19 protein-coding genes are annotated in these 20,712 nt (G+C 64.9%); 15 read left to right on the top strand and 4 right to left on the bottom strand.

Features of this window, described 5'->3' with window-relative positions; translation table 11 throughout:
• Nucleotides 1-3: 3 nt before the first annotated feature.
• Nucleotides 4-948: an alpha/beta fold hydrolase gene (locus tag NV382_RS17395; RefSeq protein ID WP_260598004.1), complete on the bottom strand. Its 945-nt coding sequence runs from the start codon at nucleotides 946-948 to the stop codon at nucleotides 4-6.
• 47 nt (nucleotides 949-995) lie between these two features.
• Here NV382_RS17395 and NV382_RS17390 point away from each other — a divergent pair, with 47 nt between their 5' ends.
• From NV382_RS17390 to NV382_RS17355, 8 genes are all read left to right on the top strand, one after another.
• Nucleotides 996-1,472, top strand: a complete 477-nt coding sequence (locus NV382_RS17390; protein WP_260598003.1) for an A24 family peptidase — start codon at nucleotides 996-998, stop codon at nucleotides 1,470-1,472.
• Between the two features lie 50 nt (nucleotides 1,473-1,522).
• A complete protein-coding gene (cpaB, locus tag NV382_RS17385) occupies nucleotides 1,523-2,557 on the top strand; it encodes a Flp pilus assembly protein CpaB (RefSeq protein WP_260598002.1) in 1,035 nt (344 codons plus the stop codon).
• Nucleotides 2,557-4,089, top strand: a complete 1,533-nt coding sequence (locus NV382_RS17380; RefSeq protein ID WP_260598001.1) for a type II and III secretion system protein family protein — start codon at nucleotides 2,557-2,559, stop codon at nucleotides 4,087-4,089. The genes cpaB and NV382_RS17380 overlap by 1 nt, the downstream gene beginning before the upstream one ends.
• Before the next feature lie 23 nt (nucleotides 4,090-4,112).
• Entirely contained in the window at nucleotides 4,113-4,778 is a 666-nt protein-coding gene (locus NV382_RS17375; protein ID WP_260598000.1) for a CpaD family pilus assembly protein, read from the top strand.
• Between the two features lie 3 nt (nucleotides 4,779-4,781).
• Nucleotides 4,782-6,059: a CpaE/TadZ family protein gene (locus NV382_RS17370; RefSeq protein WP_260597999.1), complete on the top strand. Its 1,278-nt coding sequence runs from the start codon at nucleotides 4,782-4,784 to the stop codon at nucleotides 6,057-6,059.
• A gap of 58 nt (nucleotides 6,060-6,117) precedes the next feature.
• Nucleotides 6,118-7,095, top strand: coding sequence for a type II secretion system F family protein (locus NV382_RS17365; RefSeq protein ID WP_260597998.1), 978 nt, complete (start codon nucleotides 6,118-6,120; stop codon nucleotides 7,093-7,095).
• Between the two features lie 40 nt (nucleotides 7,096-7,135).
• Nucleotides 7,136-8,128 (top strand): type II secretion system F family protein, encoded by a 993-nt coding sequence (locus NV382_RS17360; RefSeq protein ID WP_260597997.1) that lies wholly within the window; start codon nucleotides 7,136-7,138, stop codon nucleotides 8,126-8,128.
• An 86-nt stretch (nucleotides 8,129-8,214) separates the two neighbouring features.
• Complete coding sequence (locus NV382_RS17355) at nucleotides 8,215-8,922, top strand: hypothetical protein (protein WP_260597995.1); 708 nt, start codon at nucleotides 8,215-8,217, stop codon at nucleotides 8,920-8,922.
• A gap of 54 nt (nucleotides 8,923-8,976) precedes the next feature.
• Here the strand turns inward: NV382_RS17355 and ppdK are convergent, their stop codons facing one another.
• The 3 genes from ppdK to NV382_RS17340 all read right to left on the bottom strand — a co-directional run bounded on the left by ppdK (nucleotide 8,977) and on the right by NV382_RS17340 (nucleotide 14,973).
• Nucleotides 8,977-11,640 (bottom strand): pyruvate, phosphate dikinase, encoded by a 2,664-nt coding sequence (ppdK, locus tag NV382_RS17350; RefSeq protein ID WP_260597994.1) that lies wholly within the window; start codon nucleotides 11,638-11,640, stop codon nucleotides 8,977-8,979.
• 73 nt (nucleotides 11,641-11,713) lie between these two features.
• Nucleotides 11,714-14,110, bottom strand: a complete 2,397-nt coding sequence (glyS, locus tag NV382_RS17345; protein WP_260597992.1) for a glycine--tRNA ligase subunit beta — start codon at nucleotides 14,108-14,110, stop codon at nucleotides 11,714-11,716.
• The gene (locus NV382_RS17340) at nucleotides 14,107-14,973 is read right to left on the bottom strand and encodes a glycine--tRNA ligase subunit alpha (protein ID WP_260600462.1); all 867 of its coding nucleotides are present in this window, start codon (nucleotides 14,971-14,973) and stop codon (nucleotides 14,107-14,109) included. Before NV382_RS17340 ends, glyS begins: the two co-directional genes overlap by 4 nt.
• A 179-nt stretch (nucleotides 14,974-15,152) precedes the next feature.
• Between NV382_RS17340 and NV382_RS17335 the strand changes: the two genes are divergently transcribed.
• The 7 genes from NV382_RS17335 to ychF all read left to right on the top strand — a co-directional run bounded on the left by NV382_RS17335 (nucleotide 15,153) and on the right by ychF (nucleotide 20,710).
• Complete coding sequence (locus NV382_RS17335) at nucleotides 15,153-16,070, top strand: TraB/GumN family protein (RefSeq protein ID WP_260597991.1); 918 nt, start codon at nucleotides 15,153-15,155, stop codon at nucleotides 16,068-16,070.
• Nucleotides 16,071-16,153: 83 nt separating this feature from the next.
• Nucleotides 16,154-16,915 (top strand): TraB/GumN family protein, encoded by a 762-nt coding sequence (locus tag NV382_RS17330; protein WP_260597989.1) that lies wholly within the window; start codon nucleotides 16,154-16,156, stop codon nucleotides 16,913-16,915.
• Between the two features lie 232 nt (nucleotides 16,916-17,147).
• On the top strand, nucleotides 17,148-17,846 hold the full coding sequence (locus tag NV382_RS17325; RefSeq protein WP_260597988.1) for a 50S ribosomal protein L25/general stress protein Ctc: 699 nt from the start codon (nucleotides 17,148-17,150) through the stop codon (nucleotides 17,844-17,846).
• A gap of 198 nt (nucleotides 17,847-18,044) precedes the next feature.
• Complete coding sequence (gene pth, locus NV382_RS17320; protein ID WP_260597987.1) at nucleotides 18,045-18,614, top strand: aminoacyl-tRNA hydrolase; 570 nt, start codon at nucleotides 18,045-18,047, stop codon at nucleotides 18,612-18,614.
• On the top strand, nucleotides 18,611-19,216 hold the full coding sequence (locus NV382_RS17315) for a TIGR02466 family protein (RefSeq protein ID WP_260597985.1): 606 nt from the start codon (nucleotides 18,611-18,613) through the stop codon (nucleotides 19,214-19,216). The genes pth and NV382_RS17315 overlap by 4 nt, the downstream gene beginning before the upstream one ends.
• 119 nt (nucleotides 19,217-19,335) lie before the next feature.
• Nucleotides 19,336-19,512 (top strand): hypothetical protein, encoded by a 177-nt coding sequence (locus tag NV382_RS17310; RefSeq protein WP_260597984.1) that lies wholly within the window; start codon nucleotides 19,336-19,338, stop codon nucleotides 19,510-19,512.
• A gap of 100 nt (nucleotides 19,513-19,612) precedes the next feature.
• Nucleotides 19,613-20,710: a redox-regulated ATPase YchF gene (ychF, locus tag NV382_RS17305; protein ID WP_260597983.1), complete on the top strand. Its 1,098-nt coding sequence runs from the start codon at nucleotides 19,613-19,615 to the stop codon at nucleotides 20,708-20,710.
• Nucleotides 20,711-20,712: the final 2 nt, after the last annotated feature.

Raw genomic sequence — 20,712 nt, 5'->3', positions numbered from 1 at the left:
GCGTCAGCCGCCCTTCAGGCGGGACGTCAGGAAACCGTCGATCTCGTGCAACGCCCGGTCGCGCACCGTATCGGCCTCGCGCAAGATTTCATGCGCCGATTCGGCCCCGAAGCGGACCACGCTCGCGTCCGGCAGCTTGGCCGCCACCTGCAATGCGGCGGCCGGGCTGACCAGCTTGTCGGCCTCGGCCACGATCAGCAGCGTCGGGACCGCCATGGCCTGCAGCCGCCGGTCCCCATTCAGCACCCGGGTCGATTCGAACGCGCGGATCAGCCATTGCCAGCTCGGCGGCCCCATCCGCAGTTCCGGTTGGGTCTGCTGCCAGTAAAGTTCATCCTCGTAGCGACTGTGATCGTGCGTCAGCAACGCTTCGCGCGTCGTCGTGGTTGCGGGACGCTCATTCCCTTTCCAGGCCGGGCGCGCCGGATCGCCGATCGCGCCCATTATCTTGGCCAGCCGCTCGCTCAAACCGGCACCGATGGGGCTGTGCAGCCCGAGCATCGGCGCGATCAACACCGCCGCATCGGCTCTCACTGCGCCTTCCACCAAGGCGCGCAATGCCAAATGCCCGCCCATCGAATGGCCCATCAGGACATGCGGCCCGGGAACCTCGGCCGCCCAATCGCGCCAGAACGCGGCCAGATCGGCGATGTAGGTGGCGAAATCGTCGATATGGCCGATATGAGGATCGCTCAGCAGCCGGCCCGAGCCCCCCTGCCCGCGCCAATCGAGCGAGGTCACGTGCCAGCCTCGATCATGCCAATGGCCGAACGCCTCGAGATACTTCTCGAACACATCGCCGCGACCGCCCTGGAACATTATGCTGCCGCGGCATGCCCGCGCCACCGGCCAGTCGAACCGGCGCAATTTCCAGCCGTCCGGCGCTCGCCATGAGGTGATACGCGCGTCCTCGGGAATGGCACGCCGATACGGTTTTGCTAAGCCCATGGGTCATCGTTACTTTTTGGAAAGCCATACCGTCTAGACAATTCCGGATGGGCTGGGGGAATCCGACGATCTGGTTATTGGGCGTGCTCGCGCTGCTTCTCGTTTCGGCGGGAATCGAAGACGCACGCACGCGTGAGATCGCCAATTGGAAGAATGCTGCCATCGCCCTGCTCGCCCCCTTGTGGTGGTGGGCGAACGGCCTGGGATTGTGGCCCGACATCGCCGCGCAGATCGGCATCGCGCTGGTCGTGTTCGGCTTGTTCTGTGTTGCCTTCAACTTCGGTTGGATGGGCGGCGGCGACGTCAAGATGATCGGCGCGCTGGCACTTTGGTGCCTGAAATTCGACGTGCTGGCATGGATGCTGATCATCATGTCGCTGGTCGGCGGCGTCCTGACGATGGTGATGCTGGTCGAGCATCGGCACGTCGGCAGGAAAGGCGAAATCGAGATCCCGTACGGCGTGGCGATTGCGATCGCAGCCCTCGTGGCGATCCGCCAACCGATACTTAACCATTTTATGTGAATGATTAACCGCGGATCAACCGATTCGCGTCCGAGAGGTTCGAAAGCGTCATGGATACCCGTAAGATCGTATTGCTGATCGGCGCGTTGCTTGTCGCGGCAATCACCGCGTTCATGGCGCGCAGCCTGATTTCGGGCAGCCCTGCGCCTGTCGCGGGAGCGGCCGTGGCCGCGCCGATCGACGGCCCCGAAGTGCTGGTCGCAACCCGGGCACTGCCCGTCGGCACGATCCTGGATGCCACTGCGCTGAAGTTCCAGCCGTGGCCAAAGGAGCTGGTGCAGGGCGCTTATTACATCAAGGCGGACACCAACGTGCAAGCGCTGCAAGGCACGGTGGTGCGCAGCGCGATCACTGCCGGTCAGCCGATTACACAGGGCGCGCTGGTCAAACCCGGCGATCGCGGGTTCCTGGCCGCGGCACTGGGTGCCGGCATGCGTGCGGTGACGATCCCGATCTCGGCGCAGGCGGGCGTCGCCGGCTTCGTCTTCCCAGGCGACCGCATCGACCTGATCCTGACACAGGAAGTTCCGGGCGGCGGCGATGGTCCGGCGCTAAAAACTTCGGAGACCATCATGCGCAACCTGCGCGTACTGGCGACCGATCAGCGCACCGACAACACGGTCGGCGAAGACGGTAAGACCCAGGTGCGTGGCTTCTCCAACGTAACGATCGAGGCAACGCCGAAGATCGCCGAGCAGATTGCCGTGGCGCAGACGCTTGGCACTCTATCGCTGTCGCTACGCTCGATTGCGGACAACAATACGGAACTCGAACAGGCCATCGCCAACGGCGACATCAAGGTGCCCGAGACCGATGATCCGAAGGCCGAAAAAGCCATGATGGCGCGCCTCGCCGCGCAACCGGTGACGGGTAACAACACCTATGCGGTGGGCGCCGACGTATCGCGCTTCCAGCGCCGCAGCGTGCCCGGCAAGCCGGCCGAAGCACAGACTTCGGCGCCCGCTGCGCCGATGGTGACGGGCCCGGCATATCCCGGAGCGCCGCCGCCGGTGGCGGCTGGACCGGTAGTGCGCGTGGCACGCGGTAATACGGTGACCCAAGTAGCGGTCGGGGGAAAGAACTGATGCGTACCAGTCAAGCGATGGGCTGGCCGCTGGCCGCCGTGATGATGACCGCGACAATGGTGGACTTCGCCGTTCCGCTGCGCGCGCAGACCCGCATACCGGTCATGGCGAGCGCGCCGGTGCTGCAGATCAACACGGGCCGCGGACGCCTGATCAACCTCGAACGTCCGATGAGCGACGTGTTCGTGGCCAGCGATGCGATCGCCGACGTGCAGGTTCGCTCGCCGACGCAGCTCTACATCTTTGGCAAGGCGCAGGGCGAGACGACGATCTCGGCGACCAGCAAGACAGGTGCCGTGGTGTATTCCGCGACCGTTCGCGTCGGCAACAATTTCGACTCCATCCAGGGGATGCTCAACCTGGCCATGCCCGAATCGCAGATCACGGCGACGTCGATGAACGGCCTGATCCTGCTGACCGGCACCACCGCGTCCCCAGCGGACGGCGCCGAGGCGGAACGGCTCGTCCAGGCCTTTGTCGGCGATTCGACGAAGGTGCTCAGCCGGCTGCGCACCGCGACGCCGTTGCAGGTCAACCTGCAGGTCAAGTTTGCCGAGGTGAGCCATAGTTTCTTCAAGAATGTCGGTGTGCGGCTGACGACGAGCGACGGCCCCGGTCGAGGCACGCTCTTCCGGTCCAATTCCGGCTCGGCGGGAACGATCACCTACAACCCGACCACTGGCGCCAAGACATCGACGGTGACCGACGGCTCCTTCCGCTCCACGCTCGGCTTGGCCGGCCGTGCGCTGGGCACCGACTTCCTTGCCGCGCTCGATCTGGGCGAAAGCGTCGGGCAGGTCTCGACACTCGCCACCCCGAACCTCACGGCATTGTCGGGCGAGACCGGCAACTTTCTTGCCGGTGGCGAGGTTCCGGTGCTGATCAGCCAGGGGCAAGGTGCCGTTTCGGTCGAATACAAGCCGTACGGCATCAGCCTGACCTACACGCCCACCGTGCTCGCCGACGGCCGCATTTCGCTGCGCCTGCGGGCCGAAGTGTCGCAGTTGACCGCACAAGGTGCCGTCACGCTGGGCAACACGGTCATCCAGGGGATCAGCACGCGGCGTACCGAAACCACGATCGAGCTAGGCTCCGGCCAGAGCTTCATGACCGCGGGTCTGTTGCAGAACAACCATGACAATAACATCGACAAGACGCCGGGCTTGGGCGACGTGCCCATCCTGGGGGCACTGTTCCGCTCCAACGGCTTCCGGCGCAGCGAAACCGAATTGGTGATCGTCGTGACGCCATATCTGGTGAAGCCGGTCAACGCGAACGAGATCGTCTTGCCCACCGACGGGTATAAGGCGCCGACCGATCTGGAACGCCTCCTGCTCGGCAAGATCGGTGGAGGAACGACCGGCGGTGACCGTCCCAAGCCGAGCATGGCGCCATCCGGTACTGCCGCGCCCGCCTTCGGAGCCGTCGCCCCCGCTCTGCCCGCACCGAAGCCCGATGTGCGCCGCGAGGAGAAGGCACCGCCAAAGCAGAAGAAGGGTGCGGCCCCCGCCCCCGGCTTCTCGTTCAATTGACGCCCGCAGCCAGGAAGAAATCCATGTTCATGCGTACTATCCTGATCGCATCCGCCCTCGGCTCGGCATTGTCGCTGGGGGCGTGTGCCGGCACGGAAAACCGCGGCCTTGAATCGGTCCACCAACCCGTTGTCGCCCGCACCGATTACGTCTTCGATCTGGCGACGAGCGGCAACGGCATCGCTCCAGGCGAGGCACAGCGCCTGGCCGGGTGGATGCAGTCGATCCGGGTCGGCTACGGCGACAAGATCGCCGTGGATGATCCCAACGCCTATGGCGGCAGCGGCCTTCACGACGACATTCAGCAGCAGGCGGCACGATACGGCCTGCTCGTCTCCGATGATGTGCCGATCACCGCAGGCCCGGTCACGCCCGGGACCGTGCGGGTCGTGGTCAGCCGCATGAAGGCGACGGTGCCAGGTTGCCCGGATTTCTCGCGCTTTGCGGGTACCGACTTCGAGAGCAACACATCGTCCAACCAGGGATGCGCCATCAACGGCAATATCGCAGCGATGGTCGCCAATCCGACCGATCTCGTACGTGGCCAGCCGGGGGCGGATGTCACCGATCCCGCCCAGGCGACGAAGGCGATCGACGTTTATCGCAAGGCCGTGCCGGGCAGCGGTTCGGGCGGCTCCGGCAGCTCGGGCGGCGCCGCCGCCAGCGGCAGCAACACGGGGAGCAACTGAGCCATGAACGCACCCTTCAGTGCCAAGGGCGCCAGTCACCGTGAACCGTTCGTCGCCTATGTCTGCGACGAGACCACGGTGGAGGCGCTGCGCCCGGTGGTCACCGAAATGGGCTGGGCCGCCGAGAAAGTGAACAAGGGCGGATTGCGCAACGCGGTCCAGTCCCTGTCGGTCTCCGCATCGCCCCAGATCCTGTTCGTCGATCTGTCGGAAAGCGGCGATCCGCTGAACGACATCAACGCGTTGGCCGAAGTATGCGAACCAGGCACGGTGGTGATCGCCGCCGGGCAGGTCAACGACGTGCGCCTGTACCGCGACCTGGTCGTCAGCGGCATCCAGGATTACCTGTTGAAGCCGCTCAGCCCCGATATGCTGCGCGAAGCCTTCACTCACGCACAAGCCATGCTCAACGCGCCCAAGATGACCGAATCAGGTGTCGAAAAGGCGCATTGCTCGACCGCCGTCATCGGCGCGCGGGGTGGCGTCGGTGCCTCGACTGTCGCGACGTCGGTGGCGTGGATCCTGAGCGAGCGCAGCAAGCGGTCCACGGCATTGCTCGACCTCGACGTCCATTTCGGCACCGGCGCCTTGGCGCTCGATCTGGAGCCCGGGCGCGGACTGACCGACGCGATCGAGAATCCCAGCCGCATCGACGGGCTGTTCATCGAACGTGCCATGGTAAGATCGAGCGACACCCTGTCGGTACTGTCGGCCGAAGCGCCGATCAATTCGCCGATTCTGACCGATGGAGCAGCGTTCGTTCAACTCCAGGAGGAGATGCGGGCGGCATTCGAATGCACCATCGTGGATTTGCCGCGCGGCATGCTGGTGCAGCACCCGCAATTGATCACCGACGTCCAGATCGCGGTCGTGGTGACCGAGCTGACCTTGGCCGCCGCCCGCGACACGATCCGAATCCTGTCGTGGCTGAAGTCGAACGCCCCGCAGACGCAGGTTTTCGTCGTTGCCAACCGAATCCATGCGACCGGCCTGACGGAGATCACACGGCGCGATTTCGAGGGCTCGATCGAACGCCGGATCGATTTCCTCATCCCCTTCGATCAGAAGCTCGCCGCGCAGTCGGCCAAGCTCGGCAAGCCGATGGCCGAAGCAGGCAAGGGATCGAAAACAGTCGCACCGCTCGGCGATTTGTCGAGCAAGCTGATGACCTGCGGCGACCAAGCGGATGACGAGCGCGGCAGCGCGCCTGCAGCTGTTAAGGGCGGATCACTGATGGGCAAGTTCGCCTTCAAGTCGATCCGGCCGAAGGCCAAGAAGTAACCGGTTGCGAAACGGTCGATTGACCCTTTCGTAACCAAGCGGAGCGCTAAGTAGTGCGATGGACCTGATGTCGTTGATCATCCTTGCCGCAGGCGTTCTTGTCTTTTTGGGACTGATCCTGGCTGCCTTTTCCGGGCCATCGGCAGGACGCGCCCAGGCACGTCGCCTGACCACGCTTCGTGCCCGTCACAGTGGCAGTGGCGAGGGCGTCATCGAAGCGCAGATGATGCGCCGCATCTCGGCCTCGCGCGACAACAAGATGGACGGCGTCGCGATGCGCTTCCTGCCGCGGCCCGCATTGCTCAAGAAGCGCCTCGCCATGACCGGCAAGAGCTGGACCGTCGGCCAATACGCCTTGGCCTCGCTTGGCATTACCGTCGTCGCCAGCGTGCTGCTCGTGCTCAAAGGCTTGCCGCTCGTGCTCGCATTGTTCGTCGGGCTTCTGCTCGGCGCCGGTATCCCGCACAAGGGCGTGAGCATCTTCATCAACCGCCGCGTGACCAAGTTCACCGCCAAGCTGCCGGACGCGATCGAATTGCTCGTCCGCGGTCTGCGCTCGGGCCTGCCGATCACGGAGACGATCGCCGTGGTCGGCAATGAGGTGCCGGGGCCGGTAGGCGACGAATTCCGCATGGTGACCGACAAGATGAAGATCGGTCGCACGATGGACGCGGCCTTGCAGGAGACTGCCGACCGGCTGGGGACACCGGAATTCCAGTTCTTCGTCATCTCGATCGCGATCCAGCGCGAGACCGGTGGCAACCTTGCCGAGACACTTGCCAATCTAGCCAACGTGCTGCGCATGCGCGGGCAAATGAAGCTGAAGATCAAGGCAATGTCGTCCGAGTCCAAAGCCTCGGCCTACATTATCGGAGCCCTGCCCTTTATCGTATTCGGCCTGATCTGGTTTATCAACGGCACATACATGCAGAACTTCTTCATCGACCAGCGGCTGATGGTCGCCGGCATGGGCGGTATGTGCTGGATGGCGATCGGCGCCTTCATCATGGCCAAGATGATCAATTTCGAAATCTGACCTTCGATCTTCGAACTCTCAAGGGAACGCAACGAACATCATGGGCGAGACGGCCGGTCCGACGATCTTAGGGGTCGATGTTTTCATGGTGGCGACGTTGCTCGCCGGCGTTGCTGCGTTCGCGGTACTGCTGGCGGTCTACGCCGCAATGACCGTCCGCGACCCGATGACGAAGCGCGTGAAGGCGTTGAACGAGCGACGCGAGCAATTGAAGGCCGGCATTACGGCCTCCACCAAACGCCGCGCGAAGCTCGTCACCAAGAACGAGACGACCGATCGCATGAAGGCGCTGCTGTCGGGCATGAAAGTGCTGCAGGACAGCCAGGTCAAAGCCGCGCAGATTAAGCTGATGCAGGCAGGCATCCGGTCCAAGGAATATGCCGTCGCCGTCATCTTCGGGCGCCTTGTCCTGCCGATCGTGTTCGGAGCGCTGGCGATCTACCTCGTCTACGGCACCGACATGTTCCCCACTTATGGGCCGCTAAAGCGTTACGCGATCGTCGCCGGGACGCTGATCCTGTCCTACAAAGCGCCCGACATCTTTCTCAAGAACAAGATCACCAAAAGGTCGCACGCGATCCGCAAAGGTTTGCCCGATGCGCTCGACCTGCTGGTGATCTGCGCCGAGGCTGGCCTCACGGTGGATGCCGCCTTCCACCGCGTCGCCCGCGAACTCGGCCGCGCCTATCCCGAACTGGGCGATGAGTTCACGTTGACCGCTATCGAACTCGGCTTTCTGTCCGAACGGCGGCAGGCGTTCGAAAATCTCGCCATGCGGGTCAATCTGGATGCGGTCAAAGGCGTGGTCACGACGATGGTGCAGACCGAGAAATACGGCACGCCGCTTGCCTCGGCATTGCGCGTGCTGTCCGGCGAGTTCCGCAACGAGCGCATGATGCGCGCCGAGGAAAAAGCCGCCCGCCTGCCAGCGATCATGACCGTGCCGTTGATCCTGTTCATCCTGCCGGTGCTGTTCGTCGTCATCCTCGGACCGGCGGCTTGCTCGATCTCGGACGCGTTCAAGGGGATGTAACCCGCTTGATCCCGCTGCGACAAAGGATCAGGATCGGGGTCTAGCCGGTTGCCCGGCGCGTAATTTCGGCAAAGGTCTTCGCAACGATGCTGTTCACCACCTTCTCCCAGCTGATCGTTCTGGTGATCCTGTTCTTTGGCGGGCTGCTGCTCGGGCTTGGGCTGCATCCCGGCGGCCGCAAGTGGCGGCAGCGTTTCAAGGACGAGAGCGACAATTACGCTCAGTTCCGCCGTGACGCCGATCTCCGCCTGCGCGACGCCAACCGGCGCATCGCCGAACTGGAGCGGGAGAATGCGACGCTACGGGACAGCGCGACCGAGCGCGCATCCTTGGTCGATCACCAGGCGAGCCAAAGCGCGCCGTCGTTGGCGCCTGCCGTGTCGGACGCCACCCCGGCGGTTCAGCATCCGATCCGCGAGCCTCACGCTGAAAGCACGCACAAGGTCGCTGCTTCCGCCGCCGTACCGGCATTTCCCGCGCCGACTCTGGCGCGCGATACGCCCGATGTCGTTCCCGCAGCCGAGCCAGCGACCAAAAGCTGGTTCCGCAATGGCCATACAGCGGATCTGGAGCGGATCAGGGGCATCGATCATGCGCTGAAGACCAGCCTGTTCGCACTGGGCGTCACGCGATATCAGGACATCACCGAGATGTCCGCAGTCGACGAGATGGCGCTGGAGCAGCGGCTGTCGCTGCCGGTGGGCACCATCACCCGCGAGCAATGGCGCGATCAGGCGGAATTGCTGCAGGCCGGACGGGACACCGAGCATGCGGAGCGCTTTCCGCCGCGCTGACCTTCCTCACTGCTTCCACCCCGGGGAACGCCGGGGTGGTGCTCAAGGCGGTGGCTACGCCTTCGCCAACGCGGCCTGTGCCGCGGCCAGGCGAGCGATCGGCACGCGGTAAGGCGAGGCCGACACGTAATCGAGCCCGACCTTCTCGCAGAACGCGATGCTGGCCGGATCGCCACCATGTTCGCCGCAGATGCCGAGCTTGATGCCAGGGCGCGACGCCCTGCCCCGCTCCGCCGCCAGCTCGATCAACTGCCCGACACCCTCGACGTCGAGGCTGACGAACGGGTCCTTGGCGTAGATGCCACGCTCGACATAGGCGGTCAGGAAGCGGGCGGCGTCGTCGCGCGATACGCCCAAGGTGGTCTGGGTCAGATCGTTGGTGCCGAAGCTGAAGAACGCCCCGACCTCCGCGATCTCGCCGGCCATCAGGCACGCGCGCGGCAGCTCGATCATCGTGCCGACGAGATACTCGATCTCGCGGCCCTTATCCGCGAACACGGCCGCGGCCGCCTTGTCGACGACCTGCTTCATCAGCTCCAGCTCACGCCGCGTGCCGACCAGCGGGATCATCACTTCGGGGATCGGCGCGGCGCCGGATTTTACCGCCACTTCGATCGCCGCCTCGAAGATCGCCCTAGCCTGCATCTCGTAGATCTCGGGATACGTCACGCCCAAGCGGCAGCCGCGATGGCCGAGCATCGGGTTGAACTCGTGAAGCTCCGCCGCGCGGCGCTTCAACACCTCGACGTCAACCCCTGCCGCCGTCGCCACTTCGGCGAATTCGGCTTCCTCGTGCGGCAAGAATTCGTGCAGCGGCGGATCGAGCAGGCGAATCGTGACGGGCAAGCCGGCCATCACCTCGAACAGCTCGACGAAATCGCTGCGCTGTTCGGGGAGTAGTTTCTCCAGCGCGACGCGGCGGCCGGCTTCGTCTTCGGCGAGGATCATCTGACGCACGTTGGTGATGCGCTCGGCATCGAAGAACATGTGCTCGGTGCGGCACAGGCCAATGCCCTCGGCGCCGAATTCGCGGGCGACGCGGGCGTCGAGCGGCGTCTCGGCATTGGCGCGCACCTTGAGGCGGCGGACGCCGTCAGCCCAGGCCATCAGCGTGCCGAAATCGCCCGACAGTTCGGGCAGCACCGTCGGCACCGCGCCGGCCATCACTTCGCCGGTCGAGCCGTCGATCGTGACGATGTCGCCGGCATGGATCTCCCGACCGGCGACGCGCATCACGCCGGCCTTGGCGTCGATCGAGATCGTGCCGGCGCCCGAGACGCACGGACGGCCCATGCCGCGCGCGACAACCGCGGCGTGGCTGGTCATGCCGCCGCGTGCGGTGAGGATGCCCTTGGCGGCGTGCATGCCGTGAATGTCCTCAGGGCTGGTTTCGGTGCGGATCAGGATGACGCTCTCACCCGCGGCGGCGCGCTTCTCGGCGGTGTCGCTGTCGAACACCGCCATGCCCGAGGCGGCGCCGGGCGAGGCCGGCAGGCCCTTGGTGAGCACGTCGCGCTTGGCCGACGGGTCGAGCGTCGGGTGGAGCAGTTGATCGAGTGCCTGCGGGTCGACACGTGCGACGGCTTCCTCGCGCGTGATCAGGCCCTCCTCGGCCATGTCGACGGCGATCTTGAGCGCGGCCTTGGCGGTGCGCTTGCCGCTGCGGGTCTGCAGCATCCACAGCTTGCCCTGCTGCACGGTGAACTCGATGTCCTGCATGTCGCGGTAATGCGTCTCGAGCAGGTCGAACACACGGGCGAGCTCGCCATATACTTCGGGCATCGCCTCTTCCATCGAGGCGGGCTTGGCGCCTGCTGCCTCGCGCGCCGCGACCGTCAGATATTGCGGGGTGCGGATGCCGGCGACGACGTCTTCGCCCTGCGCGTTGATCAGGAACTCGCCGTAATACGCGCGGTCACCCTTGGCGGGATCGCGGGTGAAGGCGACGCCGGTGGCGCTGGTCTCGCCCATATTGCCGAACACCATCGCCTGAATGTTGACCGCGGTGCCCCAGGCGGCGGGAATGTCGTTGAGTCGGCGATAGACTTTCGCGCGCTCCGACTGCCATGAACCGAACACCGCGCCGACCGCGCCCCACAATTGATCGTGCACGTCCTGCGGGAACGGCTTGTTCCACTGCTGCTCGACCAGGATCTTATACTCGGCGACGAGCTTCTGCAGGTCCTCGGCGGTGAGATCCGTGTCGAGATAATAGTCGTTATCTTCCTTGGCGATCTCCAGCGCATCCTCGAACGCGGCGTGATCGAGCTCGAGCACGACATCGGCATACATCTGGATGAAGCGGCGATAGCTATCCCACGCGAAGCGAGCGTCGCCGGAGGTTTCCGCCAGGCCCTGCACGGTCTGGTCGTTGAGGCCGAGATTGAGCACGGTATCCATCATGCCCGGCATCGAGGCGCGCGCGCCACTGCGGACCGAGACGAGCAACGGATCGGCATTGTCGCCGAACTTCTTGCCGGTGACGCCCTCGATATGCGCGATGCCGGTGGCGACTTCGTCACGCAGCCCTTGCGGGAAGGCGCGGCCCTCCTGGTAGTAGACGTCGCAGAATTCGGTCGAGATGGTGAAGCCCGGCGGCACGGGCAGGCCGATCGAGGCCATTTCCGCCAGGTTCGCGCCCTTACCGCCGAGCAGGTTGCGGTCGCCCTTGCCACCATCCGAAACGCCGCCACCGAAACGATATACGTACTGCGTCATTGCTCAGTCCCTTGTGAGTGTCGTGGGCCTGGGGAGGCGGAAGGTCAGGCGAAGGTCAGGCCAAGAACGGCGCTCAACCCTCGATCTTGGAAAAGTCGGCGACCTGGTGCACCGCGGCCCGCACGCGCGCGAGCAGCGCGAGCCGCGCGGTACGTTTGGCGGGTTCGGGATCGTTGACGGTCACGGCTTCAAAGAACGCATCGATCGGCGCGCGCAGCGTGGCCAACGCCGCCATCGCGCCTTCGAAGTCTTCGTCTTCGACGGCGGATGCTGCCTGGGGGGCGGCCATATCGAGTGCGCGGATGAGATCGGCTTCTGCTGGTTCGGGGGTGTAGCTAATGCCCTCTCCCTCCGGGAGAGGGTGGCCGAGCGCAGCGAGGTCGGGTGAGGGTGACGCTTCGCCGTCGCCCTCACCCCGCGGCGCTCGCGCGCCTTGCCCCTCTCCCAATGGGAGAGGGGTGGAAGAAACCCCTTCCTTCTTCAGAATATTCGCCGCACGCTTGTACCCGGCGAGCAGGTTCGCGCCATCGGGCGTGCCGACGAACGCCTGCAGCGCGTGGACGCGGGCGAGCAGGCGGACGAGATCGTCCTCCTTTCCTCGATTCCCGTCGACAATTTGCGCTGCACGAATGATGTCGGCTCTTACGCCCTCCTGACGCTCAGAAACCTCAAGGCGATCAAGTAGAAAGTCCCTCACCTCGGCGGATGCTCGAAGCGCGGGCTCAAACATCTTAAAGTCGAGCTGGCGTGGGTCCGGCATGTCCTCAACCGCGGCGATAATGCCGCGCATGAAGTGCTCAGCTGTACTTTTGCTAACCAACTCCGTAATCGCTGGAAGGGCGCTCAGAAGTGGAGCGCGATCAATCTCTCTTTGCTGAGCGATAAGTCTAGGCGCGATTGCGTGAAATGCGGCGAACACAACTCCGACCCTGCACCTATTGCTCTTCACGATAGCAATGATGCCCAGCGCGGCGCGACGTAACGCGAATGGGTCTTTCGACCCAGTAGGTTTCTCGCCGATGCTGAAGAAACTGACGATAGTATCCAGCTTGTCCGCCAGCGACACCGCCACCGTGACCGGATCGGTCGGCACGTCGTCGCCCTGCCCGACCGGCTTGTAATGATCGCGGATTGCGGCGGCGACGGCGGGGTCTTCGCCCTGCGCTGCCGCGTAATAGCCGCCCATCAGGCCCTGCAGCTCAGGGAATTCGCCGACCATGCCGGTGACGAGATCCGCCTTGGCGAGACGGGCGGCGTGTTCGGCTTGCGCAGCCAAGTGCTCCTGCGAACGCAGGAGCCCAGGGTCGGATAGCGCTACATCACCCTGGGCTCCTGCGTTCGCAGGAGCACGGATAATCCCCTCTTCCACCAGCCATCTCGCCAGCTTCGCCACGCGGTCGACTTTGTCGGCAAGCGTGCCAAGCTTTTCGTGGAACACGATCTGCCCGAGCTTCTCGGCCTGCATGTCGAGCGGCACCCTGAGATCAGTCTCGTAGAAGAACTTCGCGTCCGACAGCCGCGCGGCAAGCACCTTGCGGTTACCCTCGACGATCTTCTGCCCGCCGTCTGCGGCATCGATATTGGCGGTGCAGACGAACGCATTGGCCAACTTGCCGTCAGCATCACGGCAGACGAAATACTTCTGGTTCACGCGCGCGGTGAGCTGGATCACTTCCGGCGGCACATCGAGAAACGCCTCGTCGAAGCGGCCGAGCAGCGGCACCGGCCATTCGGTGAGGCCGGCATTCTCGATCAGCAGGCCCTCGTCCTGGATCAGTTCGAGCCCGGCCTTCCGCGCGGCCATCGTCGCGCCGAGCGCGATGATCTGGCGGCGTTCCTCGTGATCGACGATAACGTGGCAGGCGCGCAATTTCTCGGCATAATCGGATGCCGAGCCGATCGTGATGACGCCCGGATGATGGAAGCGATGGCCGACCGTCGCGGCGCCGCTGGTCACGCCGGCGATCTCAAAGGGCACGATCTCCTCGCCGAGCAGGGCGACGATGCCCTGCAGCGGGCGGACCCATTTCGGGCTTTCGGTGGTGGTGCTTGAGCTGCCCCAGCGCATCGATTTCGGCCAGGGGAAGGCGCGGACGATCGCCGGGATGGCTTGCGCGAGCACGTCAGCGGTGGCGCGGCCGGGCTTGTCGATCACGGCGAACAGCACGCCGTCGCGTTCGACCAGTTGATCGCGGGTGAGGCCGGTCTTGCGCAAAAAGCCTTCCAGCGCCTGCGGTGGCGCGCTGGTCTTGGGGCCCTTTGTCTCTTCGCTGACCGCGACGGTTTCCGTGGGAAGATCGCGGGCGATCAGCACCAGGCGGCGCGGCGTGGCGTAGGTGACGAGTTCGGGCGCGGACAGGCCGGCCTTGGTCAGCTCGGCAGCGAACAAGCGGGCGAGATCCTCGCGCGCCTTGTCCTGCATGCGCGCGGGGGTCTCTTCGGAACGGAGTTCGAGGAGGAAATCGGTCATGCCGTCCACCCCGGATACTTTGCTTGCCAGGTGGGCGTGTTGCCTTCGATCCAGGCCTGGCAGCTGCCTTTCGCGAGATCGCGGACGCGGCCCATATAGGCCTGGCGTTCGGCGACCGAGATCACGCCGCGCGCCTGCAGCAGGTTGAACACGTGGCTGGCCTTGATCGCCTGCTCGTATGCCGGGATCGGCAGCTTGGCCTCCAGCGAGTTCTCGCATTCGGCGACATGCTTGCGGAACAGATCGAACAACGCATCGGTGTCGGCGATCTCGAAATTCCATTTCGACATCTGCTTCTCATTCTCGAGGAAGACGTCGCCGTAACTGACGCCCGCATCATTGAACGCGAGATCGTACACGCTGTCCTTGTCCTGAATATACATCGCCAGCCGCTCCAGCCCGTAGGTCAGTTCGCCCGCCACCGGCTTGCAATCGAAGCCGCCCATCTGCTGGAAATAGGTGAACTGCGTGACTTCCATGCCGTCGCACCACACTTCCCAGCCCAGCCCCCAGGCGCCGAGCGTGGGGCTTTCCCAATCGTCCTCGACAAAGCGGATGTCATGCTTGGTGAAATCGATGCCGATCGCGGCGAGGCTGCCGAGATACAATTCCTGCAGGTCGGACGGGCTGGGCTTCAGGATCACCTGATACTGGTAATAATGCTGCAGCCGGTTGGGGTTCTCGCCGTAGCGGCCATCGGTGGGGCGGCGGCACGGCTGGACGAAGGCGGCATTCCACGGCTCAGGGCCCAATGCACGCAGCGTTGTCGCAGTGTGGAACGTGCCGGCACCCATTTCCATGTCATAGGGCTGGAGGATCAGGCAGCCGCGTTCGCTCCAATAGTCATGGAGCTTGAGGATCATGCGCTGGAAACTGAGCGGTTGGCTCAAGGAAGATACCTCTGGCAGATGCGGAAAAGCTGGGGTGCGCTTTGGCCTACCGGACATTTAGGGTCAACCTGCGGACGGATGCGTAGTGGTCCGGCCGCGATTAGACGCTATCTACGCCGGGCCGGCATGCTTGCCGCAATGGAGATACGACCTTGCGATCCCTGAAGTTCCTTGCCGGCCTGGTCGGTTGCCTCACCGCCGGCGCATCGGTCGCCCAGGCACCAGCCGCGCAAACCCCGGCGTCGGTGCCGGTCGCCACCGTCGATGCCGATCCCGCTTTGTGGGTGGTGAAGGATGCCGACACCACAATCTACCTGTTCGGCACGATCCATGTGCTGAAGCCCGGGCTCAGCTGGTTCGACGAGGCGGTCAAGAACGCGTTCGATTCCAGCCAGCAATTGGTGCTGGAGATGGTCCAGCCCGAACCGGCGGCGATGCAGGGCATCATCATGAAGGCGGGCTTCACCACTGCGGGCAAGACGCTGACCGAGAAGCTGCCGGCGGCGGATCGAGCGCCCTATCTGGCGGCACTGGCCAAGCTCGACCTGCCCGCGGCCGCACTCGACCGCGCCGATCCGTGGCTGGCGGCGACGCAATTGTCGCTGATCCCGGTACTGCGCTCGGGTTATGACGTGACCAACGGCCCTGAGACGGTGCTGGCCGCGGCGGCCAAGGCGGCGGGCAAGCAGATCACCGGGCTGGAGACGGCGGAGCATCAGATCGGCTATTTCGACAATCTGCCCGAAGACCTGCAGATCAAGTTCCTGGCAAGCACGGTCAAGGAACTGCCCAAGGTCAACGAAACGCTGGCGACGATGGTGGCAGATTGGTCGGCGGGCAAGCCGGATCGGCTGGGCAAGACGCTGAACGAAGGCATGCGCGAGACGCCGGAGATCGGCCGCGTGTTGCTCGCCGAACGCAACGTGCGCTGGGCAGATTGGGTGGCGGCGCGGATGGCGCAGCCGGGCACCGTCTTCGTCGCGGTCGGGGCCGGGCATCTGGCGGGCAGGGACAGCGTGATCGCGCAGCTCAAGCGCCGCCGATTGCAGGCCAAGCGGGTCAAATACTGATCCGCTGCCGGATAGTACTCGCCGCGCTGCTGCTGACGGCGTGCGGGCAGCGCACGATCGAGGCGCGGCCGCCGCTGTGGCACGTGCGCGACGGCGATACCGATATCTGGCTGCTGGGCACAATCCATGCGCTGCCGCCCGGCGTGCGCTGGGCAACGCCCGCGGTCACGCGGGCGATCGACGGCGCCGATCTGCTGGTGACGGAAATCCCCGCCGCCGATCCGCGCCACGCGGCGGCGATGTTTCAAGACTCTGCCGCCGTGCCCGGCTTGCCGCCGCTTGCCGCGCGACTCCCGCGGACGATGGGCGGCGCGCTGGAAAAGGCAGTGGCGGCGTCCGGCGTTCCGGCCGCGACGCTCGACGGCATGCGGAGTTGGGCCGCGGCAGTGACGATCGGCGCCGGCCCCATGCGATTGGCCGGCGCTTCCCCCGAATTCGGGGTGGAAGCGGGGTTGGCGCAGCGCTTCGCGGGGCGGCGGCGGGCGGCGTTCGAGACACAGGCCTGGCAGCTCGGGCAGTTCGCCGCGCTGCCGGAAGCGGCGCAGCGCGTGATGCTGGCCCGCGCCGTGCAGGACAGTGGAGGCTATGCCACCACGCTAGCGGCATGGACCCGCGGCGATGCGGCAGGGTTGGCGGCGAGCGTCGACCCCGGTTTTCACGGCGCGCCGATCGTGCGCGCGGTGCTACTAACACGGCGCAACGCGCGCTGGTCGGGCTGGATCGCGCGGCGGATGGCGGCGCCGGGCCGCGTGCTGGTGGCGGTCGGCGCGGGGCATCTGGTCGGGCGCGACTCGGTGGTCGCGATGCTGCGCGCACGCGGGCTGAAGGTCGAGCGCGTTCAGTGACTCCCCTCCCTGAAAAGGAGGGGTTGGGGATGGGTCGATATACGCGGCACGGCTCCGACGAAAATTGCACTTGCCGTAGCTTACGACGCGACCCTCCCCCGGCCCCTCCCTTCCAGGAGGGGAGCAGTAAGGATTGCCAGACACACCCCTTTCCCCTATAGGCGCGCGCTTCGCGTCAGGGTCATCCCTGGAGGCTTGGCGCGATTTTGACCCTGCATTTCGGAGCACTGACATGAGCGAACAATTGACGCTCGCAGCCGAGACGCGTGGACAGGTTGGCAAGGGAGCCTCCCGTTCGCTGCGTCGCGAAGGCCGCGTACCCGCCGTAATCTACGGCAACAAGCAAGAACCCGTCTCGATCCATCTCGAGGAAAAGGCGCTGATGCGCGCCCTGATGACCGGGCATTTCATGAATTCCACGGTGATGATCGATGTCGGCGGCACGCCGATGCTGACGCTGCCGAAGGACGTATCGTTCCACGTCGTGACCGAGCGCCCGCTCCACGTCGATTTCCTGCGCATCGGCGAGCACACCACGGTGCACGTCTCGGTGCCGGTCGTGTTCACCGACGAGGAAGAATCGAACGGCCTGACCACCGGCAACGGCGTGCTGAACGTCGTGATGCACGAGATCGAACTGGTCTGCGACGCGTCGGCCATTCCGGGCGAGATCAGCATCTCGCTGGCGGGTCGTGAGATCGGCGATTCGATCCACATCTCGAACATCACCCTGCCGCAGGGCGTCGAGCCGGCGATCACCGACCGCGACTTCACCATAGCGACGATCGTGCCGCCGACCGTGCCGACGGTCGAGGACGAAGAGCTGGATGCCGCAGTGGCCGAGTCGAACGCCGAAGCCGCTGCCGAAGCAGAGGCTGAAGCCGCCGATGGCGATGCTGACACTGCCGAAGACGAAGACAAGGGCGAATAAGCCTTAAGCCCTCTCCCCATCGGGGAGAGGGTTGGGAGAGGGGAGTACCGAGCGGCGACGCTTGTGGCTGCCCCTCTCCCCGGCCAGTTTCGAAGATACGGGGGTGGAAACTGCCCCCGGCGGTTTTCAGATCGTGCCGGGGGCACGATCGCCCCCCCGCATCCCTCGAAACTCCCCGGAGGGGAGAGGGAGATTTGCATGCAGCTTTGGGTCGGCCTGGGTAATCCCGGCACGCAATATGCGCTCAACCGGCACAATGTCGGTTTCATGGTCGCCGATACGATCGCCGACCTGTACGGGTTCTCGCCCGTCAAGAAACAGTTCCAGGGCTGGACGCAGGAAGGCCGCGTCGGCACGGCGAAGGTGCTGCTGCTGAAGCCCGCCACCTTCATGAACGAAAGCGGTCGCAGCGTCGGCGAAGCGCTGCGCTTCTACAAATTGGGCGTGGATGCCCTCACCGTGTTCCACGACGAGCTCGATCTCGCGCCGTTCAAGGTGAAGGTGAAGACCGGCGGCGGCACTGCCGGCCATAACGGCCTGCGCTCGATCGACCAGCATCTCGGGCCGGATTTCCGCCGCGTGCGCCTGGGCATCGGGCATCCCGGCCACAAGGACCGGGTCCATGGCTATGTGTTGGGCAATTATGCCAAAGCGGAGATGGATCCGCTCGCCGACCTGCTGGGCGCGGTGGCCGCCGAGGCGCCGTGGCTGGCGGACGGCAACGAAGGACGATTCATGAGCGACGTGGCAACAAGGCTGGCAGCATGACGAGCAGAGCGCTTTTCGCGACGCAATTCTACGAGGGCCAGCTCGGCGACGATGCGCTGCTCGCCGACCTCGAACATTCGTGCCTGACGCTGAAGGAGGACGACCGGGCCGGTCGCGCCTGGTCCAAGGAGCATGGCTATCGCGGCTATACTTCCTACGCCTCGCTCGACGATCTGCCTTACCGCGACCCGGCCTTTGCCGATCTGGTCAAGAAGCTGAACCGACACGTCGCGGCCTTCGCCGAGGATTGCGGATTCGAACTCGGCGGGCGCAAGCTGAAGCTCGACAGCCTGTGGGTCAATGTCTTGAAGCCCGGCGGCACGCATTCCGGCCATCTGCATCCGCATTCGGCGGTGTCGGGCACGATCTATATCACCGTGCCGCCGGGTGCCGGCGGCTTGAAGATAGAGGATCCGCGCCTGCAGATGATGATGGCCGCCCCGCCCCGCCGCAGCGAAACGCCGGGAACCGTCGGCAGCTTCGTGTACGTCACGCCGACCGACGGCACGATTCTATTGTGGGAAAGCTGGCTGCGGCATGAAGTGCCGGCCGGCACGGCCAAGGAAGAACGGATCAGCATCAGCTTCAATTACCGCTGGTAGCGCCGGCAGCGGCCTAATTGCATCCTACGGACTATTGATTTAGCCGTTTAAAGTTGAGCCAGATCAAAGACTTCTCTCGCCGAAACGTTACCTTGTTGCCGACAGGGGAGCTGAACATGATGGACGACGTCTCATATCATGAACACCGCGCGGCGACGGAGCGGATGCTGGCACAATCAAGCGGCAATGTGACCGCAGCGGAGGCGCACCTGATGCTTGCCGCCCTGCACGAGGAACGCGCGCATCGATCGCGCGCTACCCGGCCGGTGCTGCGGATGGTGGTCTCGGCCAGCTAAGGCGCGGCGCACGCCGGACTGGCGTTGCCGCCTCTCATCGCCTATCGGCCTTTGCGCAGTCGCCGGCGTGCCGGCTCCATCCAAGACCATAGGCGATATAATGGGTTTCCGTTGCGGTATCGTCGGCCTGCCGAATGTCGGCAAGTCGAGCCTGTTCAATGCTCTGACGGAGACCGCCGCGGCGCAGGCGGCGAATTATCCGTTCTGCACGATCGAGCCGAACGTCGGCAATGTTGCGGTGCCCGATCCGCGGCTGCAGCAGCTGGCGACGATCGCCGGCTCGCAGAAGATCATCGAGACGCAATTGGGCTTCGTCGATATCGCCGGGCTGGTCCGCGGCGCGTCGAAGGGCGAAGGCCTCGGCAACCAGTTCCTCGGCAATATCCGCGAGGTCGATGCGATCGTGCACGTGCTGCGTTGCTTTACCGAGACCGACGTGACGCATGTCGAGGGCACGGTCGATCCGATCGCCGATGCCGAGACGGTCGAGACCGAATTGATGCTGTCAGATCTCGAATCGCTCGAGAAACGGGTCCCCGCCGCCGCCAAGAAGGCGACTCAGGGCGACAAGGAAGCCAAGATCGCCGCCTCGGTACTGGGCCAGGCGCTGGAGCTGCTGCGCGACGGCAAGCCGGCGCGGCTGACCCAGCCCAAGGACGAAGACGAGGCGCGCGTGTTCGCGCAGGCGCAATTGCTTACCGCCAAGCCGGTGCTCTACGTCTGCAATGTCGACGAGGGCGATGCCGCGAACGGCAATGCGCTGTCGGCCAGGGTGTTCGAGAAGGCCAAGGCCGAGGGCGCGCAGGCGGTAGTCGTCTCGGCGGCGATCGAGGCGGAGATCGCCACGATGGCGCCGGACGAACGCGGCGAGTTTCTCGGCGAGCTCGGGCTGGAGGAAACCGGCCTCGCGCGCGTGATCACCGCGGGCTATTCGCTGCTGCAGCTGCTGACCTTCTTCACCGTCGGCCCCAAGGAAACGCGTGCCTGGACGACGCATGTCGGCGCGACCGCGCCGATGGCGGCGGGCGAGATCCACAGCGATTTCGAAAAGGGCTTCATCCGCGCCGAGACGATCGCGTTCGAGGATTTCATCGCGCTTGGTGGTGAATCCAAGGCGCGGGACGCGGGCAAGCTGCGCGCCGAGGGCAAGACCTATGTCGTGCAGGACGGTGACGTCATGCACTTCCTGCACAGCTGAGC

This window comes from Sphingomonas endolithica, assembly GCF_025231525.1.
GTDB lineage: Bacteria > Pseudomonadota > Alphaproteobacteria > Sphingomonadales > Sphingomonadaceae > Sphingomonas > Sphingomonas endolithica.
The sequence above is the reverse complement of the archived record's forward strand: the minus strand, read 5'-3'. Positions and strand labels throughout refer to the sequence as shown.